The organism is Nostoc sp. 'Peltigera membranacea cyanobiont' 213 (assembly GCF_002245975.1).
GTDB lineage: Bacteria > Cyanobacteriota > Cyanobacteriia > Cyanobacteriales > Nostocaceae > Nostoc.
Genome location: NZ_NOLI01000034.1, coordinates 13,930 through 32,889, shown reverse-complemented (window position 1 = coordinate 32,889; position 18,960 = coordinate 13,930). Strand labels below are relative to the sequence as shown.

16 protein-coding genes and 1 pseudogene are annotated in these 18,960 nt (G+C 41.9%); 7 read left to right on the top strand and 10 right to left on the bottom strand.

Annotated elements, in window-relative coordinates:
• The first annotated feature begins 40 nt into the window (after nt 1-40).
• The 5 genes from CDG77_RS12255 to CDG77_RS12235 all read left to right on the top strand — a co-directional run bounded on the left by CDG77_RS12255 (nt 41) and on the right by CDG77_RS12235 (nt 7,111).
• Nucleotides 41-535, top strand: coding sequence for a hypothetical protein (locus CDG77_RS12255; RefSeq protein ID WP_094329642.1), 495 nt, complete (start codon nt 41-43; stop codon nt 533-535).
• A 366-nt stretch (nt 536-901) separates the two neighbouring features.
• A complete protein-coding gene (ftsH2, locus tag CDG77_RS12250; RefSeq protein WP_094329641.1) occupies nt 902-2,788 on the top strand; it encodes an ATP-dependent zinc metalloprotease FtsH2 in 1,887 nt (628 codons plus the stop codon).
• Nucleotides 2,789-2,917: 129 nt separating this feature from the next.
• Nucleotides 2,918-5,218 (top strand): site-2 protease family protein, encoded by a 2,301-nt coding sequence (locus tag CDG77_RS12245; RefSeq protein WP_143857012.1) that lies wholly within the window; start codon nt 2,918-2,920, stop codon nt 5,216-5,218.
• A 23-nt stretch (nt 5,219-5,241) separates the two neighbouring features.
• Complete coding sequence (locus CDG77_RS12240; protein ID WP_094329640.1) at nt 5,242-6,501, top strand: ADP-ribosylglycohydrolase family protein; 1,260 nt, start codon at nt 5,242-5,244, stop codon at nt 6,499-6,501.
• A gap of 64 nt (nt 6,502-6,565) precedes the next feature.
• Complete coding sequence (locus CDG77_RS12235) at nt 6,566-7,111, top strand: hypothetical protein (RefSeq protein WP_190233964.1); 546 nt, start codon at nt 6,566-6,568, stop codon at nt 7,109-7,111.
• A 39-nt stretch (nt 7,112-7,150) separates the two neighbouring features.
• On the opposite strand, the gene CDG77_RS12230 is transcribed toward CDG77_RS12235, so the two are convergent.
• Nucleotides 7,151-8,461 (bottom strand): aminopeptidase P N-terminal domain-containing protein, encoded by a 1,311-nt coding sequence (locus tag CDG77_RS12230; protein ID WP_094329638.1) that lies wholly within the window; start codon nt 8,459-8,461, stop codon nt 7,151-7,153.
• A gap of 909 nt (nt 8,462-9,370) precedes the next feature.
• On the opposite strand from CDG77_RS12230, the gene CDG77_RS12225 reads away from it, so the two are divergent.
• Nucleotides 9,371-10,612 carry an FG-GAP repeat domain-containing protein gene (locus CDG77_RS12225; RefSeq protein ID WP_094329637.1) on the top strand — a complete coding sequence of 414 codons (1,242 nt, stop codon included), beginning with the start codon at nt 9,371-9,373 and terminating at the stop codon, nt 10,610-10,612.
• A gap of 67 nt (nt 10,613-10,679) precedes the next feature.
• Here CDG77_RS12225 and CDG77_RS12220 read toward each other — a convergent pair whose 3' ends face one another.
• The 9 genes and pseudogenes from CDG77_RS12220 to CDG77_RS12180 form a co-directional block, all read right to left on the bottom strand.
• Nucleotides 10,680-11,447 (bottom strand): MBL fold metallo-hydrolase, encoded by a 768-nt coding sequence (locus CDG77_RS12220; RefSeq protein WP_094329636.1) that lies wholly within the window; start codon nt 11,445-11,447, stop codon nt 10,680-10,682.
• 15 nt (nt 11,448-11,462) lie between these two features.
• The gene (locus tag CDG77_RS12215) at nt 11,463-12,050 is read right to left on the bottom strand and encodes an anthranilate synthase component II (RefSeq protein WP_094329635.1); all 588 of its coding nucleotides are present in this window, start codon (nt 12,048-12,050) and stop codon (nt 11,463-11,465) included.
• Between the two features lie 237 nt (nt 12,051-12,287).
• Complete coding sequence (locus tag CDG77_RS12210) at nt 12,288-12,743, bottom strand: diacylglycerol kinase family protein (protein ID WP_094329634.1); 456 nt, start codon at nt 12,741-12,743, stop codon at nt 12,288-12,290.
• A gap of 152 nt (nt 12,744-12,895) precedes the next feature.
• Nucleotides 12,896-13,423, bottom strand: coding sequence for an rRNA maturation RNase YbeY (gene ybeY / locus CDG77_RS12205; protein WP_094329656.1), 528 nt, complete (start codon nt 13,421-13,423; stop codon nt 12,896-12,898).
• A 113-nt stretch (nt 13,424-13,536) separates the two neighbouring features.
• Nucleotides 13,537-13,692, bottom strand: coding sequence for a DUF3285 domain-containing protein (locus tag CDG77_RS12200; protein ID WP_094329633.1), 156 nt, complete (start codon nt 13,690-13,692; stop codon nt 13,537-13,539).
• Nucleotides 13,693-13,925: 233 nt separating this feature from the next.
• Nucleotides 13,926-15,048, bottom strand: a protein-coding gene (prfB, locus tag CDG77_RS12195; protein WP_143857011.1) for a peptide chain release factor 2 whose coding sequence is annotated in 2 segments (ribosomal slippage) — nt 13,926-14,975 and nt 14,977-15,048 — 1,122 coding nt in all. Because the reading frame shifts where the segments join, the coding sequence is not laid out codon by codon here.
• A gap of 116 nt (nt 15,049-15,164) precedes the next feature.
• A pseudogene (locus CDG77_RS12190) lies at nt 15,165-16,317 on the bottom strand (PCRF domain-containing protein).
• Nucleotides 16,318-16,459: 142 nt separating this feature from the next.
• A complete protein-coding gene (locus CDG77_RS12185) occupies nt 16,460-17,188 on the bottom strand; it encodes a Bax inhibitor-1/YccA family protein (protein ID WP_094329631.1) in 729 nt (242 codons plus the stop codon).
• Between the two features lie 148 nt (nt 17,189-17,336).
• Complete coding sequence (locus tag CDG77_RS12180; protein ID WP_181154108.1) at nt 17,337-17,546, bottom strand: hypothetical protein; 210 nt, start codon at nt 17,544-17,546, stop codon at nt 17,337-17,339.
• 608 nt (nt 17,547-18,154) lie between these two features.
• Between CDG77_RS12180 and CDG77_RS12175 the strand changes: the two genes are divergently transcribed.
• Complete coding sequence (locus CDG77_RS12175) at nt 18,155-18,940, top strand: RNA polymerase sigma factor SigF (protein ID WP_094329630.1); 786 nt, start codon at nt 18,155-18,157, stop codon at nt 18,938-18,940.
• The last annotated feature ends 20 nt before the right edge of the window (nt 18,941-18,960 follow it).

Here is an 18,960-nt window from a genome sequence, read left to right as displayed (position 1 = left end):
TTCATGTCTTCAAAAACACTTAGAAGCGAACGTAATTACAATGCCGACAAAAGCGCTCAATAGAGGGATGAGATTATCGTTGATGATAGTTACGCTCTTCATCACATCGACAGTTAACGCTGTGACGGATGCTCAGGAAGCGCCAACGATATTTGGAGATGTCAACATTGGCCCTCAGTTTTCGCCAGACCCCTTGACAGTTCGCGGGATGAGTGGTGGTTCAATATCTGGGAGTAAAGTCGGTGGGAGAAGCGAAACAGCCACTGGCCCTTGTACCGGATTTGTTGATGAAACACCAGACCACACATTAGCACTAACAAGTAAATTTGACTACCTGAAGCTGCAAGTGCAAAGTCCTGAAGACACCACGCTCATTATTAAGGGGCCGGGTGGTACTTGGTGCAATGACGATTTTGATGGCAAAAATGCCGGCATTATTGGTGAATGGCTGCCTGGAAGTTATCAGATTTGGGTTGGTTCCTACGAAAAAGGTAAGTACCTTCCTTACACTCTAAAAATTACAGAAATTAAGTAGGGAATGGGGAATAGGGCAATAATCGCTTTTGTAGAGACGCGATTAATCGCGTCTCTTAACCGTAAATATGATGATTGTGAGGGGTTGGAAGGACATGAGGAGCCTTGTGGATAAATTCTCCGTGGCTTTGCATCCCGTTGCACTCCCTTTTCTCGTGCGATATTGTATTAAAATTAAGTTAACTTTGATTAAGATTCTTGTTGGCATTGCCATAATGCTCTAATCGCCTTATGGCAGTGCATGTAAGAGATCAGATTAAACAAAATGGATTTATAGACATCCGTTTAACAGCTTAAAGTGACAGAGTGATTTAACATTCGGTTGCTAAGGCTAACGAGTTGTATAGGCATCTAGAGGCAAATTAAGATGAAATTCTCTTGGAAAGTCGTAGTACTCTGGACATTGCCGGCTTTGGTAATTGGCTTTTTCTTCTGGCAGGGGGCTTTTGCAGGCGCTCCTACTGACATGAACAAGAATACAGCTAATACCCGCATGACTTATGGTCGCTTTCTAGAATACTTGGACGGCGATCGCGTCAGCAGTGTGGATCTGTACGAAGGCGGTAGAACAGCAATTATTGAAGCCCGCGATCCAGATATCGAAAATCGCGTCCAACGGTGGCGGGTAGATTTGCCTATTAACGCTCCTGAGTTAATTAGCAAGCTCAAAGAAAAAGATATTAGTTTTGATGCTCACCCCATGCGGAATGATGGCGCAATCTGGGGATTGTTGGGCAATCTCGTGTTTCCAATTTTATTGATTACCGGACTGTTCTTTTTGTTCCGGCGTTCTAGCAACCTTCCCGGGGGGCCAGGTCAAGCAATGAACTTCGGCAAATCCAAAGCGCGTTTCCAAATGGAAGCGAAAACTGGAGTCAAATTTGACGATGTGGCCGGGATTGAAGAAGCTAAGGAAGAATTGCAAGAAGTCGTCACTTTCCTTAAGCAGCCAGAAAGATTTACGGCTGTAGGCGCACGGATTCCCAAGGGAGTGCTGCTAGTTGGGCCTCCAGGAACTGGTAAAACTTTACTAGCAAAAGCGATCGCTGGCGAAGCAGGTGTACCATTCTTCAGTATTTCCGGTTCAGAATTTGTAGAAATGTTCGTTGGTGTGGGTGCATCTCGCGTCCGCGATTTGTTCAAGAAAGCCAAAGACAACGCCCCCTGTATCATCTTCATCGATGAAATCGACGCTGTTGGACGCCAACGTGGCGCTGGTATTGGTGGCGGTAACGACGAGAGAGAGCAAACCCTCAACCAGTTGCTCACCGAAATGGACGGGTTTGAAGGTAACACAGGCATCATTATTATTGCTGCTACCAACCGTCCCGACGTACTAGACTCAGCCTTGTTGCGTCCCGGTCGTTTTGACCGACAAGTAACAGTTGATGCACCCGATATCAAAGGACGTTTGGAAATCTTACAAGTCCATGCGCGGAACAAGAAACTAGACGCTAGCGTATCTCTTGATGCGATCGCTCGTCGCACTCCTGGATTCACTGGTGCTGACTTAGCCAACTTACTCAACGAAGCGGCAATTCTTACTGCTAGAAGACGCAAAGAAGCTATCACCCTCCGCGAAGTTGATGATGCAGTTGATCGGGTAGTTGCTGGGATGGAAGGCACTCCCTTGGTAGATAGCAAGAGCAAGCGCTTAATTGCATACCATGAAATCGGACACGCTTTAGTTGGCACTTTATTAAAAGACCATGACCCAGTGCAAAAAGTCACCTTAATCCCACGGGGACAAGCACAAGGTTTAACTTGGTTTACTCCCAACGAAGAACAGGGATTAATTTCTCGTTCTCAGTTGAAAGCTAGGATTACTGGTGCTTTGGGTGGTCGCGCCGCCGAAGAGGTAATTTTTGGGGCTGCTGAAGTCACAACTGGCGCTGGTGGAGACTTGCAGCAGTTATCAGGAATGGCACGGCAGATGGTGACTCGGTTCGGAATGTCCGACTTAGGGCCACTTTCATTGGAAAGCCAACAGGGTGAAGTATTCTTGGGTCGTGACTGGACAACTCGATCTGAGTATTCCGAATCCATTGCTTCCCGCATTGATGGACAAGTCAGAGCGATCGTGGAAGAATGCTACGAAAATGCGAAGAAAATTGTCCGAGATCATCGCACTGTTACCGATCGCTTAGTCGATTTGCTCATCGAAAAAGAAACCATTGACGGCGAAGAATTCCGTCAGATTGTGGCTGAGTATGCTGAAGTTCCTGAGAAGCAGCAGTACGTACCGCAACTGTAACCACTGTTCTAAAATCACTGAAATGGGTATGGTCAAAAGGCTATACTCATTTTTATTTTAGGTATTAATACTAAGCTATTTTATTTAGTGTAAGGGAATACTAAGTATAGTTAAAAATTTGATATTGCTATGCAATACTTAATCTACCCGATCGCAATTTACGTTTTACTGACTGTTATTCGCTATCTCATTCTTTTTTTACTACTTTGCAAGTCTCAGATTCAATATCCCAAGTACCAGATTACCAAGACTGATACAGTTCCTATCTATTTAAAAGATTTATTTCAAACTCCCATTAAAGAACTAGAGCAATTCGGCTTTCTTCCATGCAGCTATTTGCAATATCAACCAATCAGCAAAGCCTATGAGCAAACAAATTGGGAACTTCTTTTATATCACAAAGCACTCAAAAGCTATGCCACAGTAGTTATTCGTCGTTTAGCCGAACCTGTCAATTTATTCGATATAGAGTTTTATACTTTTTTTAAGGATAAAACTTTATTGCTGACTGTCAACGGCAAACAGCATGGACTTATAGGTGAGTTTCCCAACACTATTGTTCAGGATGTTTATACTGGCGAAGTATCAGTACAATGGCAAACTCATCAAGATCGTCTCAAACAATTAACTATCAGCAAAACACCTTGTGGTTTATCACCAGAGTCTTTTGCTCAAGCACTACAGATACAGATGAGTGGCTATGTTAGGAACTTAGCCAAGACGGGGAAAATATCACCAATCAAGGGAACAGAGTTATTTCAGATACATTGGTTAACAGTTCTGCGATCGCTTAACCCAATGACGCAGGGTAACAAGAAAGCAGCAAATATCATCAAGCAACGCAGACAACAAGCCAAAACTGATTCCAGCATTTTACAAGAAATCCCTATAGAACTGGAAGTAGAGGGATTTAAACAAATGGAGTATACCCAAACTGGTCTGGTGGGTAAAAAATTTCGCACTTGGCTTTTGTTTGGTAGTCTAGGGTTGTTCATTGCTAGTTATACAAGCTTTCTTAGTCCACAAAGTGTGGCGATCTTCATCGCTGTACTGTTTTTCCATGAAGGCGGACATTTATTGGCGATGAAACTGTTTGGCTATCGTGATACCTCTGTTTTATTCGTACCGTTTTTAGGCGCTTTAGCAACTGCCCGTAAAGATGATGCCACACTCACCCAAAAGTTTTGGATATCTTTAGCAGGGCCATTACCAGGGTTAATTTTGGGGATTGGGCTGGCGATCCTTGCACCTTTTGGCAGTGGTTATCCTGATTGGGTACGAGAAATAAGTTGGACGCTGATATTTCTAAACTTGTTCAATCTCCTCCCAGTTTATCCTCTAGATGGAGGACAAATTGCTGATTTACTGCTGTTTTCTCGTTTCCCTTACATTGGTGTTTTATTTAAAGTCTTTGGTGTGATTATCTTAGGATTTCTAGGAAAAGATAGACCAATGCTGTTGTTATTTGCAATGTTGATAGCTATGGGTATCCCTAATAGCTTCCGCAGCGCTAAAATTAATCAGAAATTTCAAAAAGAACTGCAACTAAATCCACCCATAGATCGGGACAATATTCTGCATTTCATATTCAAGTATCTGAAGCAACTCGGATATGGAAACTTGCCTTTCAGTAAAAGATACGCCTTAGTCAAGGGATTGATTCAACAGCAGCATGAATCCCGTAGTAAATGGAAAACTAGAGTTTTTCTATTAGTTATATACTGTGTAACCTTGTTAGGTGGAATGGTAGGTACTTTGCAAGCTATGGCTCCTAGCTGGGTAAGGTTATTGAGTTATTACTCTCAAAATTCTCAGCAAAGAATTGAGCAGATCAGAAAAAATAGACAACAACAGATTGAGCTTGCAACTGCTGCTTTACGTACAAATCCCAATGATGTTAATCTTTATATAAAGCGATCGCGGGCGCGTATGGGATTGCGTGATGATAAAGGCGCACTAGCAGATTATGACCAAATTGTGCGCTTAAAACCTGACGATGTTGAATATCGTAGGACTCGTGCCAGCTTTCGTAATAGATTAAAAGATTATAAAGGCGCAATTCAAGATTATAACGAGATTTTGCGCCTTAACCCCAAAAATGTCAGTGATATCTATTACCAGCGAGCGCAAGTTCTTAATCATCTGGAAGACTATAAAGGAGCGATCGCTGATTACAACGAAATTATTAAATTGAATACCAAAGATACCTACGCTTATATCTCTCGTGGATATACTCGTCAAAAACTCCAAGATTACAAAGGTGCGATCGCAGATGCTAACTATGTAATTCAGCTAAATCCTAAAGAAGCAGAAGCATATATATTGCGTAGCCAAATTCGTCGTCATTTGGGAGATAATCAAGGAGCGATCGCAGATGAACAAACTGGAAATACTCTTTTTAAAGCTATGGATGAGGAAGATCCTAGTTGATAAAAACCAATTATTAATGACTTATGTTAACAACTGACGATCTTCGCCTAATTCGCGCTCAATCCTCCCTTGAAGGTTTATCAGTGGGTGATGCTTTTGGAGAGCGATTTTTTCTGCATCCAGATGTGGTAGAAAGTCTGATTGTTAGCCGTGCCATCCCAGCATCACCTTGGTACTACACTGACGATACCCAGATGGCGCTCTCAATTGTGTCTACTCTCCAAGAATACGGGGAAATTAACCAAGATTATCTCGCACAAAGCTTTGCTAAACAATACGATAGCGAACGGGGTTATGGTGCAGCAATGCACAGGCTGTTAACGCAAATACGCAATGGCGAATCTTGGCATAAATTGGCAAGTAGTCTGTTTGACGGACAAGGTTCTTATGGAAATGGAGCAGCGATGCGCGTTGCACCGATAGGGGCGTTCTTTGCCGAAGATTTGGATTTAGTTGTCAAACAAGCACAAGCCAGTGCCGAAATCACTCACACCCATCCAGAAGCGATCGCTGGTGCAATTGCCGTAGCTGTTGCTGCTGCTTGGGCGTGGAGACTCAAAGATTCTTTACCCAGCAAAGAAGATTTTCTCAACCTTGTCTTACCTTATGTTCCAGACAGTGAGGTAAGTTCAAAAATTCATCAGGCTGTGAATTTGTCGGAAAACACATCAGTGCAATCAGCAGCTACTCTCCTGGGAAATGGTACTCATGTCTCAGCACAAGATACAGTACCTTTTGCACTATGGTGTGCTGCCCAGCACCTTCATAACTACGAAGAAGCACTGTGGTTAACTGTAAGTGGCTTGGGAGATAGAGATACTACTTGTGCGATCGCGGGTGGTATTGTGGCGCTATCTACAGGTGTGTCAGGTATTCCCACGGCATGGGTGCAAGCGCGAGAACCTTTGCCCAAGGGCGATAGAGAAACGATCGCACTCTTCCGTCCTATTGGGCCAAAAGAACTGGCTTTGATTAAAGAAAGTGGCGATCGCGAATTTCCTCCTCGACTGCCTGAACAGCCTATTTTCTACCCAGTACTTAACGAAGAATACGCCGCACAAATTGCCCGTAACTGGAATGCGGCAAGTACTGACACAGGATACATCGGCTATGTAACACGTTTTCAGGTGCGTGCAGAGTTTTTAAGCCGCTACTCCGTAAAAACTGTAGGCGGTTCCATACATCAGGAATATTGGATACCTGCGGAAGATTTACCTGAATTCAACCGTAATATCGTTGGTTTAATCGAAGTAATATCAGAATTTCGCCAATCAACAACTTGAAAATCCGAAACTGGCAGCATCGATGCTGTATACAAAAATATACCCACTTTTATTTGCACAATTTATGAATAATAAAGTTAAATTATTGACTCTTGCTTCCTTAACGTTGGCAGTTTCTTCTTTAACTGTCAGCACAGTTTTAGCACAGGCGAAACTGACAAATAAATCGAAATTGTTCATCAATGGTATCGGAGAGGTAAGAGTTGGGATGACTGTTTCCCAAGCGGCAAAAGCTGCTGGTACTAAGCTAGCGGGAGATTCGCCGAATAACAGTTGCTACTATGTTAAGCCACAAAACGAACCCAAAAATCTTTTGTTTATGGTTACAAAAGGTCGCATTTCTAGAGTAGATGTGCGGCAGAATACCCAAATTACTACCCTTAAAGGTGCAAAAATTGGCGACACCGAAGCGCAAATCAAGTCTCTTTACCCAGGACAAATTAAAGTCACACCTCATAAATACGTCCAAGGCGGACACTACTTAACATTTATCCCGAAAGACCGTTCTAATCAGAACTATCGTGTGGTATTCGAGACTGACGGTAAGCGTGTCACTCAGCTTCGCTCAGGTAAACTACCAGAAGTTGAATTTGTTGAGGGTTGTTCTTGATTTAAATTATCTTAGGGATGGTACATACCATCCCCATTTTTATCGTTCCACTTCATCCACGGCCTTGGGAACTCCCGCAGTTAACACTTCATGTCCACCAGGTGTAACTAACACATCATCCTCAATCCGAATACCAATGCCAACCCATCGAGGATCAGTCTCTGGTTGGTCTTCTGCTAGTTTGGTATCTGGCACAATATATAGTCCCGGTTCCACTGTCAAAATTTGGCCTGGTTGTAAAATCTGTGGTTTGTCTTCACCATGTTGGTAAACTCCCACATCATGAACATCCAAACCTAACCAATGACTGGTGCGGTGCATATAATATGGTTTATATTTCTCTTCTTCAATTAACTTATCAATTTCACCTTTGAGGATACCAATTTCAACTAAACCTTCGGCGATAACGCGCACTGCTGTATCGTGAACTAATTTGAAGGGATTACCTGGTTTAATTTGAGCGATCGCTTGTTTTTGCGCTTCTAGTACAATCTCATACAGTGTCTTTTGCTCTGGCGTAAATTTACCCCCCACAGGAAATGTCCTGGTAATATCAGAGTTGTAATAACCGTAAGCACAACCGGCATCAATTAGCAGTAATTCTCCATCCTGCATTTGCCGATTATTTTCAATGTAGTGGAGTACGCAAGCATTCACACCAGAAGCCACAATCGAAGGATAAGCTGGCCCCATTCCACCCCTGAGTCGAAAGATGCGTTCCATCTCCGCTTGAATTTCATACTCATAACGTCCAGGTGCGGTGATTTCTTGTGCATAGTTGTGTGCTTCGACTGCGATCGCCACGGCTTGACGCATCAATTCCAATTCAGCTTCACTTTTAATTAGTCTCATGCTGTTGAGGACAGGGCCAGTATCTTCAATCGCGACAGGCCCTGTACCGCGTTTAGGATAACTCCGCAGTAAACTTTGGTAATGTGTAAGGATTTGGTCGTTGAAAGTGCGATCGCGTCCTAAGTGATAGTAAATACGCCTGGCTTTTTCCAAATACTGCGGCAATTTTTCATCTAACTCGCTAATGGGGTACGCTTCATCAGCACCATACATTTCCTTAGCTGCATCTACCCCAGAAAGATAACCAGTCCATACTTCCTTTTCGCGATCCTTCGGTTGGACAAACAGTACAAACCGATGTTCTGAATGATGCGGCGCTAACACTGCTACTGCCTCTGGTTCATTAAAACCAGTCAGGTAAAAAAAATCACTGTCTTGCCGATAAACATACTCGACATCGTTGTGCATCACTGCCATTGGCGCACTGCGAAAAATAGCTGTGCCATCACCAATTTTTGCCATTAACTGCTCGCGACGCTGCCGATATTCTGCTTGCATAACTAAATGTATGTATTAAAGTATTGTGTTATTTTACACTTTGGGCAACCAGCTATTGCACAGTTTGTGCTTCTCGGTAGTTGCTAATCTAAGTTATTCTAACCAATATTTGTTTAAACTCAAATCATAAATCATTTAAAAATAATTAATTCTCTTGAAAAACTCAGATTTTATAAGTTTTAAATAACTCAAAAATCTTGTTGCTATCGAATACTTTAGGAGATTCAGAAAATAATTAATTTTTTACTCGTTTATCTTATTTAAATTATGGTAGTTCATAAATTCAAAAACACACTGTAAAAACTATGTCTACTCAACCCACAATAAAAAAAGCGCTCGTTTACGTAACCAATAGATAGTTAGTGTAGATATTGTTCGTATAACTACTTAACTATATTTAGATATCACAAAACATAGATATCAGAGATGGAATATCTACAAATCATCATATATGACTTGGTTGGATTTAAGGGACTTATTTAGATAAAGTGTTTAATGTTTTAGTCTCAATATGCTTATTAGAAATCAAACTATAGGAATCCGATTTGATTTTTGAAAATATACGTAGGATGTGTTAGCGACAGCGTAACGTATCAAACCCATGATAAGAGTGCGTTACGAACTTCGTTCTAACACACTCTACAATACCTAATTTCGTTCAAAAATCAAATAGTAAACCTATAGATTTATATGTACATAAAATACAGCAAAACTTTTTTTAATTGTTTATGTAAGACTGGATAATTTATTAGCATCGTTTAAAACAAACATTTATCTTAAAAGACTGACATTTATAAAAAATAAATGGTTGTAAATAAATATTGAAAAATTAGTAAATGTTATTTCGTTACAGAAAAGTATTTCCAAAAAAAGTTAAAAGAATATGACAACCAATCATAAAAATACACCATGCCTGCAAATACAAATTCCTCACCTTTATCTTTAAATACATCTGGATGGGCATCAGACTCTTTCAAAAAATCAGAAATCTTGACATCTTCTTTTGAGAATTTAAATTATGATTTGGGATTTGGGGGTAAGAGTTCCTCCTATGCACTACGAAATGAACAAACTACCCAGCCTGTCAAAACATCATCAAATCCCAATCCTAATCCTTACCTAACCAGTGCAGCCATTACTCCTGATTTCAACGGTGATGGCAAAACAGATAAAGTTTGGGTCGATTCTACAACCGGTGAGATTATCATTCGGTTGATGGATGGCACAAAAGTTCTTGAACAGGGTTCTCTGGGTCAATATGACCTATCAGCCTATGATTACAAAATTGCTGACTTTAACGCTGATGGCAAAACCGACTTCTTGTTACGGAATAAGACAACCGGTGAGAATAGCGTTGTGCTGATGGATGGAACCAAAGTTGCGACTGCGGCTGCTCTAACTAGCGTCGATCCAGCTTGGACTCCTCAGATTGGGGATTTTAACGGCGATCGCAAAACCGATATCTTCTGGCATAATAATACGACCGGTGAGAACGCTATTTGGGAGATGGATGGCACCACAGTTCTGAGTGCAACTGTTCTAGATACTACAGACCCAGCATTAACTCCTAGCATTGTTGATTTCGACGGCAATGGCAAGAGTGACATCTTCTGGCGCAATCAGACAACTGGCGATAACACCGCTTGGTTTATGGATGGTACGCAAAAAACTGAGTTTGCCCTCCAATCACAAGACGCAGCCTGGACTGCTAGCCTTGGTGATTTCAACGGCGACTATAAGACCGACATTCTGTGGAGAAACGCTCAAACTGGTGAGAACAAGGTTTGGACGATGAATGGTATCTTAGTCACAGAAGGGGCTTTAGGAACACTTGACTCATCCTGGACTTCCAAAATTGGTGATTTCAACGGTGATGGTAAGACTGATATCTTCTGGCACAATGGCACAACTGGTGCAAACACCGCTTGGTTGATGGATGGTACAACAGTTGCTACTGAAGCTTTCTTACCAACTAATAACGCAGCCTTGACACCATCCCTTGGTGACTTCAACGGCGATGGTAAGACCGATATCTACTGGCGCGATCAGACCGCAGGTTCAGATAATATTTGGACTATAGATGGGACAACAGCCGTTGAGAATCCCATCGGCGACGCAGATAAGCTTGGTGGACAGTGGTATACGTTCTAAAAGTTAGAAGTAGGAGTTAAGAGTTAGGAGTTAGGAGTTCTTTCTCCTGCTCCCTCATCTCCTACAATTAAAACTTGTAAGTCAAAACCTGAATTTCCCCATTTTCTGGCAAATCTTTAGGGCTAATGGAGATACTATCTCCATTGCTGCGTCGTACTTTCATACCTTGCATTAAGGTTAAAAAATCATCAAGTGGTGAAATATCGCACTTAGCAGCATCAGCCGCCTGTGTCCGATAATGGGTTGGAATCACCAGCTTGGGATTTAATACTTGAATAGCTTGCTTTGCTTCCTGAGCATTGTAGGCTTTTGCGCTGCCTCCCACTGGAACAAATGCCACATCGGGCCGTCCCATCAAGATTTTTTGCTCAATGGAAATGGGTGCAGCAGCCCCGCCTAAGTGTAGGATATTAATTCCGGCTTGCTTCCAACTCCAAGCAGTATTTAAACCAAATTGCTTACCACTTTTGCGATCGTGGTCTATGGCAATTCCTTGAAACTTAATACCTTTAAACTCATAAACTCCTGGTTCGTAGATGAGTTTTGCATTTCCCGGTAGCACGTCCACAGCACCTTCATCCAGCAATTGACTGCTAATTAGTACCAAATCTGCTGCAACTTTTGGTGGACGATACTTAGCAGTACAGCCGACCGACCGAAATGGATTGACAAGGATTTTCGCACCGCCACCAGTAAAAAGAAAGCAAGTATGACCCAACCACTGAACTGATAAACTGCTAGATTGTGCGTCAGCTTGAGATTCAGAACTCAAGGTAGTAACGAAAGCTGTGGCCAACCCCGCCCCAGCATAGCCCATCAACTGTCGTCGTTTCATTAATTATGCTCTTGACTATAACTGTTCCAGAAAATTTCGCAATAACTGTTTTCCTGAAGATGTCAGGACACTCTCTGGGTGAAACTGCACGCCCTGAATGTGAGGATAGTTCCGGTGTCGCACTCCCATAATAGTGTTATCTTCAACCCAAGCGGTGATTTCTAACACATCTGGGCAAGTCTCACGTTCGATTACCAAACTATGATACCTAGTGGCGATTAGAGGATTTTCTAATCCCCGGAAAACCCCCACCCCAGTGTGAGACACTTGAGAGGTTTTGCCATGCATCAACTCTGGAGCAGAAATTATTTTACCACCGAATACTTGACCGATGCTTTGATGTCCTAAACAGACACCCAAAATTGGCAATTCTTGTCCTAGCTGTTTAATCAATTCTAGAGAAATACCGGCATCTTCTGGGCGACCTGGCCCAGGAGAAATAACCACGGCTTCCGGTTTTAATGCCCGAATCTCATCTATCGATATCTTGTCATTACGAAAAACTTTAATATCATCTGCTACTGAGAATTCTGCTGCCAATTCTCCCAGATACTGCACTAAATTATATGTAAAACTGTCGTAATTGTCGATAACTATAATCAAAGCTCATCACTCCTGGTTTTTAGCACTCATCAGACTACTCGTGCTATTTGTTCGCTAGGTCTAAAAATAATGCTGATGTAGACGTATAAATATGAAGCGGCTACTCTACGACCAGCCACTTCTCAAACTTTGAATTGCTTATAGTGTCTTCTCGAAAGTGGATTGGGTAGAGTGCGATTTCTCTTACCAAGTCACTTAGCGATGTCTACGGTTTTTCCTAGCTGACGCAAATCATATTTACAAAGTCAATATAATTAACTTTACCAAAGGAGGGAGCAATAGCGTACCAGCTACCAGCACCGCTACCAAGGCAGAGACAAGGACTGCACCAGCCGCACAATCTTTAGCAATTTTTGCCAATTCATGATATGTCTGCTTAACGGTTAAGTCTACAAGAGACTCGATCGCTGTATTTAGTAACTCTAGTGCCAAAACTAAACCACTAGTTATACCAATTACCGCTATTTCCACGGCTTGCAGATGCAAAAAAACGCTTAAACCGATAGCCATTGCACAAACACTTACGTGGATGCGAAAATTCCGTTGAGTCCGAAAACTATAGCTGATTCCAGCCCAGGCATATTTAAAACTAACAAATAAATTAGAGGCTACTTTCCAGGAAAATTCCCGTTCGTTAGACACCAGTGGTTGAAAAGAGGTAGGCGTTGGTGATGGAGAAATTTTTGGGGACATAGACTTAAAAAATACAAAAATAGAGTTGCTACAGTGGGAATATTCGCCGATCTTAATGGCAGAATTAACTTTGAGGCAATCTTTAAGCAATTTTCCACAGAAGTATTATAAAAGTATTACCCCAAATTAACATTAAAGAGACATAACTACTGCTATTCTATGTCAATAGCAATACCTATTACGTTCAGCAATTTTACTTGCTGTTTTAACATTCGCCCCAAACTTTCCTCATCAGGATGATCCCAGCCTAATAGGTGTAATAAACCGTGAGTAGCTAACCAGGCTAGCTCAGTTGGTAAGCTATGTTCCATCTGTTGAGCTTGACGCTGTGCTGTATCTACAGACACGATAATATCACCTAAGTATAATGGCACAGAAGCAAGCATTTCTTTATTTTGCGGAAAATCCACTTCTAAAGCAGCAAAAGCTAAAACGTCTGTGGGTTTATTTTGTTGACGATACTGGGCATTTAGTTCTTGAATTTGCGAGTCATCTGTCAAACGCAGCCCAATTTCATAACTTGGCGCTGGCGGGATTTGAGGGTGAAGTATTTTCAACCACTGATTAAACCAATTTTCCCAAGTTTCAGGAGGAATTCGGGTATCGGTGTCCGCAATTTTTACAGATTTTGTCGAGGAGAAATCGTAAAAAGAATCTTCCACATATAATTCAACGCTCAGGGGCACATAGTCTCCTTGTCTGTCGCTAAGACTCTCTTTTGTCATTGGTCATCTGTCCTTTGAAGTATAAATGACTAATGACTAATGACAACTCTCACCAGTTGCGTAATAGCTTAGTGAGTTAAGTAAGCAAGACCAACAAGGAGAGCTAAAAGCCCTACGGCAGTCAACCCAAAATGCTTTAGGGAAGTTGCACCCTTCCGCACCATGTTTCGCATGGCGAGTTTTACGTAGCTGGGTTGAGGTTCTGTTGAAGGTGAGTTGCTCATAGTTATTTGTCTACAGACTCTTTTATAACTGTAACAGTTAGTTGGTCTGAGATAGAATGGCGATCGCTTGCATATTGCTAAGGAATTTCTCCGAAAACGCCCCAATAAGATGAAATGCTATGCGATGTCTAGGACGGGCTACGCCTGCACGCTAATCTGAAAACACTAAAAATAAGTAACAAGTGCTAAGTAATGTTAAAAATCGTGACTTAGCACTTGTAAATAATTTTGATTTATGCAGTAGTGTTTTCTACTAATTTATTCTCTTGGCGCAGATAAGCTTGAATGAATGTATCAAGTTCGCCACTCATCACATCCCCAATCGCCGTTGTTTCTGTATTTGTACGTAAATCCTTCACCATTTGGTAAGGATGAAATACATAGTTACGGATTTGGTTTCCCCAGGAGGCTTCCACCATATCGCCACGAATTTCGGCAATTTCTTGGGCGCGTTGCTCCTTGGCGATGACCAAAAGCTTGGCTTTTAGACGATTTAGGGCTTTCTCTTTATTTTGCAGCTGCGATCGCTCTTCTGTACAGCGCACGGCAAGACCCGTAGGAAGGTGAACAATCCGCACCGCAGTTTCTACTTTGTTAACGTTTTGCCCACCTTTACCACCAGACCGAGTTGTGGTGATATCCAAATCCTTATCTGGAATATCCAATTGCACAGAGTTATCAATCTGCGGCATCACTTCCACCCCAGCAAAACTGGTTTGGCGCTTGCCGTTGGCATTAAAAGGGGAAATCCGCACTAAGCGATGTGTACCCATTTCTGAACGCAAGTAACCATAGGCATAGCGACCAGTAATTTCTAGGGTTGCCGATTTAATTCCAGCTTCATCACCCTCCGACTCTTCAGCTAAAGTTACCTTATAGCCGTGAGCTTCGCCCCAACGGGTGTACATCCGCATCAGCATAAATGCCCAGTCTTGAGCATCTGTGCCACCAGCGCCAGCACTAATTGTCAGTACAGCACCTTCCGCATCATAGAGACCAGAAAGTAACTGTTGTAACTCCCACTGGTCAAGGTCGCGATTCAGTTTAGTGATGGTAGATTCCGCTTCTTGGAGTAGTGCCTCATCGGTTTCTAACTCCAACAATTCAACAACTGCCCTAGTATCTTCCAGATTAGCGTGCCAGCGATCGTATTGCTGAAGGTGGGCTTTCAGGTCGTTGAGTTCTTGTAGCGTTTGTTGGGCTTGGGTTTGCTCATTCCAAAATTCTGGTTGAGCGGATATTTTTTCGAGGTCTTGAATTTTAGCTGTCAGTGCAGGTACGTCAAAGATAGTCCTGGGTTTTACCCAGGCGGCCAGACAACGTTTCGATTTCGCGTTTGAGTTCTAGGACATCCATAATGCTTGCTGAATGATAGATAGAGCGCTTTGGATTAAAAAATTGCTCTTTATTCTACTGATGTTTCTTGATTTTAGCTGTAATTGGGCAAATTTTTTCTGCACTAGTTACAAAAGTTACTTGAAATTATCAAGTGCTTCTTTACTCACTGAAGTAGTGTGATTTAGCTGTTGCAGATAGGCTTTGATAAACAAATCAATTTTACCCTCTAATACCTCTGTCGCAGCAGCTGTTTCGACATTGGTACGTAAATCTTTCACCTTGGTGTAAGGATGCAAGATATATTCTCGGATGAGCTTGCTGGATAGAGATTTTATTAGCCGAGGTTGAATTTCATCAACTTGCTGGACATTTTGGGCTAGTGCGTAGGCGTAGCCAGCCGTAGGCATCGCAAACAATTTACTCTTGAGAATAGCTAAGGCTTTTTCTTTGTTTTGCATCTGGCTACGCTCTTGGTTACAAGACACACTAATCCCAGTAGGAATGTGAACCATCTTTACCCATGTTTCTGTCCGGTTGACATTCCCCCGATGGCGATAAAAAGTAATTTCCAAATCCTTCTCTGGAATCTCAAAATCAATAGACTCATCTAAAATCGGGCTGACTTCTACGCTGGCTAGGCAAGTATGCCGTTTGCCATTGCCATGAACAGGAGAAATTCGCTCTATTCTTGCATGAGTTCCTTGTTCCGATTTCAGTCAGCCATAAGCATAACGCCCTATAATTTCTAGGATGGTATGTTTAACCTCTCCTAAATCACCTACTGACTCTTGCACTAGATATACTTTATGGTTGTGATTTACTGCCCAACGATGGTATAGCTGCAATAACATCATTGCCCAGTCTTGGGCATCTATACTTCCAACCTCAGCCGTAATTGCCAAGAATGCCCCCTTTTGGTCGCAGGTGTCAGACATTAATTGTTGTATTTCTACTGTTTCGAGTTCTTGCTGGAGTTGGCTAAGGTTGGTTTGCGCCTCTAGCAACAATTCCTCATTAGCGTATGATTCTAGTAGTTCTAGTGCAGCCTTAATATCTTCTAGAATGAAGTGCGATCGCTGATATTGTTTCTTTGTAGCGTTGAGGTGTTCAATTTCTTGAAGTATCTGATAGAAAGTGGCAGAATTATCCCAGAAAGTAGATTGAGAAATTAATTGATTCAAATATTCAATTCTTGCACTCAGTTCTCGAACGTCAAAGACAGCCTTCAGCCTTAGCCAAGATATTAGATAACCTTTCTACTTCACGTTTGATGTTCAAGAGTTCCAGCATGGTTTTACTCTCTGGGGTTGATAGCTTACTAGATAGTATATTACTACAAATTGCTCTAGTTTCTCATCCCACAAAAAACCGTGGCTGCTAATGCTTGACCACGGTTGATAATTTGTTAAGTTTTTATACTTACGAAAGCTTAATCGCGGCCATTTATGGCAATTAGCAACCGTAAGATAAAGACAAACAAGTTGATGTAGGTTAAGTACATCGACAAAGCAGCAGGAAGATATTGGTCATCGCTGTAAGTGCGGGGCAAGATGTAGAAATCGACAACAGAAACCCCAACAAATAGAAATACCCCTAAACCGGAGATGGCAATTTCTAACCAATTTGGGCTATAAACACCAAACATGGCAAACCCAAATTGGGCAAGGCACACAACCACCAAGGCGATAACGCCAAGATTGATGGTTTTCGTCAAAGCCATACCATCTTGTTCCGAGAGATTTGAACCAATTTGACGGGCAGCAATAAAAGTAACGCCACAACCAAGGGCAGCCAAACCAATACCTTGAAAGCCAACACCTTTTTGTCCTAAAGCGACATACACCAGGCCACTGAGAGTATATCCAGACAAGAGGCTGTAGGTTGCTAGCAGAGGTAGTGCAAGACCCTTATTACCTTTTTGGGCAACATTTTGGGCAACAAAGAACAAAATTAACTCCAAAATCACCGCACCGATGAAAGTGGCAAAGAATATTTCAGAGTTAGCACGGATAACTCCCAAACCGCCGTAAGTCCCTAATGCCGTTAGCACCAATCCACCACCGACGTAGGGGAGGGCGTTGGCAATTACATTTGGGCCAACGAGAGTGTGAGATTTAGCCTCACGCATAGCTTCACGAAAATTACTGGTATTGCTCATATTGAAAAACTGTTCTTTAGAAAAACTTTCTGCTTATTCCTATTGTTACCAATCTTTGCGGTTAACAGCCAAGGATTTAGAACGTTGCAAAATTTGAAGGGCAGCTTTAGAGTGTCTGTCACAGATATCTAGAGAGAGTGCTTTTAGCTCAGATGTGAGTAGGTGAAGACTGCGGGCGGGTTATCCCATTCGACATCAATACCGCACATAGTTTGTAACCAGCGCTGAACTGTTGCTTTTGACATGGTTGCATTCCGAGTTCTTGACACAACTCTTCTAGAGTTGGCCCCTGTTTATGGATGCTGAACCATTGCTGAAGTGTATCCAGAATTTTTTGTCGGTGTTTGGTGATTTTCATTGTTCACCCTCCTGTTTAAGAGAAGTGTGACACCCAGCAAACTGGCATAGCAATCACCTGTTTCTATGTTTCCACTAAGTTTCCAAAGTTTCTACCTTACCAATATTGAATGGAAATGTCCCTCAAGACCCAACTAAGTACAAATCCCCATAAAAATGAGTTGGAATTCTGTTTTTTGTAGCTTAGGTTTTCTTCATCAGCCCAACTTTCAATTGGGTTTTTCGACCTTTATTAATGACGGTGCGTACTAAAAGATAAAATTGCCCAGTCTCTTTTGCGATTAATTCAGTACTGATTTACGTTGCTCTCAGTATGACAGATGGTTATTAGGTTAGTTATGCATTATTCAGCATAAATAGCTAGTTTTTGTTGCAAAAGATAAAGATTATCTGCGATTCAAGAGTTATGTAAAAAACAAAAATAACCTGTAACAGAGATGTGAGAAAAATCATGCGTATAAATACTGAATTGTGGAGTTAGACCCCTCATAAGTTCAGTGAAACGACGATAGCTTATTCTTCCCTGACTCAGCAAAATAATAACAGCTTAGAAGAAAATATACGCAACTCCATTTTCTGAGGAATGGGAGTTAAAACAAGGGAATGTATATGGCAACAAGTGAGTCCTCTTTACGAACTGATGGTATAGAATTATTGCACTTGTACCACCAGAATCCTTCTATTAAACTTCGTAATAAACTTGTACAGTTACATACTGGCTTAGTACGGAAGATGGCTCATAAATTCAGCCATCAATGTAATGAACCTTATGAAGATTTAGAACAAATTGGGTATTTTGGTTTGATTAGGGCTATTGAGCGTTTTGACCCTAGCCAAGGATATGCTTTTAGTTCCTTTGCAGTGCCATACATTCGCGGTGAGATGCTGCACTTTTTGCGCGATCGCAGTACTCTATTAAAAATCCCCCGTCGTTGGCAAGAATTATATAATGAAGGGCAAAAGATTCGCAAAGATTTAGCAATGTCTTTAGGTCGCCAGCCCAAGGATGCTGAAATTGCCAGCCACCTCCGGGTATCTGTGCAAGAATGGCAAGAAACCAAGTTAGCGGCTCAAAATCGGATGCCTTTGAGTTTAGATGCAACCGCAGTTAACTATGTTGATTGTCAAATAACCTTGGGTGAAGCACTTCCTTGTCCTCGTTCTCATGTCCTCCTACAACAAGAAGAAGAACGCCAACAACTGCAAGGTGCAATCAATATGTTGGAAGAAAAGCCCCGCATGGCAGTTGAAATGGTATTTTTAAAGGAACTTTCTCGCAAAGATGCTGCTAAGAACATTGGCACTAGTCCAATGACGGTGACGCGCTATCTGCAAAAGGGAATCCAAGATTTGATTTGCTATTTACAACCACAGGTAATGCCCACTGGCTCGTAGTCATTAGTCAATGGTCAGTG

Bases quoted from the DNA above. Each gene is read 5' to 3' on its own strand.
- CDG77_RS12255 (WP_094329642.1), top strand. From the start codon at position 41: ATGCCGACAAAAGCGCTCAATAGAGGGATGAGATTATCGTTGATGATA.
- ftsH2 (WP_094329641.1), top strand. From the start codon at position 902: ATGAAATTCTCTTGGAAAGTCGTAGTACTCTGGACATTGCCGGCTTTG.
- CDG77_RS12245 (WP_143857012.1), top strand. From the start codon at position 2,918: ATGCAATACTTAATCTACCCGATCGCAATTTACGTTTTACTGACTGTT.
- CDG77_RS12240 (WP_094329640.1), top strand. From the start codon at position 5,242: ATGTTAACAACTGACGATCTTCGCCTAATTCGCGCTCAATCCTCCCTT.
- CDG77_RS12235 (WP_190233964.1), top strand. From the start codon at position 6,566: ATGAATAATAAAGTTAAATTATTGACTCTTGCTTCCTTAACGTTGGCA.
- CDG77_RS12230 (WP_094329638.1), bottom strand. From the start codon at position 8,461: ATGCAAGCAGAATATCGGCAGCGTCGCGAGCAGTTAATGGCAAAAATT.
- CDG77_RS12225 (WP_094329637.1), top strand. From the start codon at position 9,371: ATGCCTGCAAATACAAATTCCTCACCTTTATCTTTAAATACATCTGGA.
- CDG77_RS12220 (WP_094329636.1), bottom strand. From the start codon at position 11,447: ATGAAACGACGACAGTTGATGGGCTATGCTGGGGCGGGGTTGGCCACA.
- CDG77_RS12210 (WP_094329634.1), bottom strand. From the start codon at position 12,743: ATGTCCCCAAAAATTTCTCCATCACCAACGCCTACCTCTTTTCAACCA.
- CDG77_RS12200 (WP_094329633.1), bottom strand. From the start codon at position 13,692: ATGAGCAACTCACCTTCAACAGAACCTCAACCCAGCTACGTAAAACTC.
- CDG77_RS12185 (WP_094329631.1), bottom strand. From the start codon at position 17,188: ATGAGCAATACCAGTAATTTTCGTGAAGCTATGCGTGAGGCTAAATCT.
- CDG77_RS12180 (WP_181154108.1), bottom strand. From the start codon at position 17,546: ATGAAAATCACCAAACACCGACAAAAAATTCTGGATACACTTCAGCAA.
- CDG77_RS12175 (WP_094329630.1), top strand. From the start codon at position 18,155: ATGGCAACAAGTGAGTCCTCTTTACGAACTGATGGTATAGAATTATTG.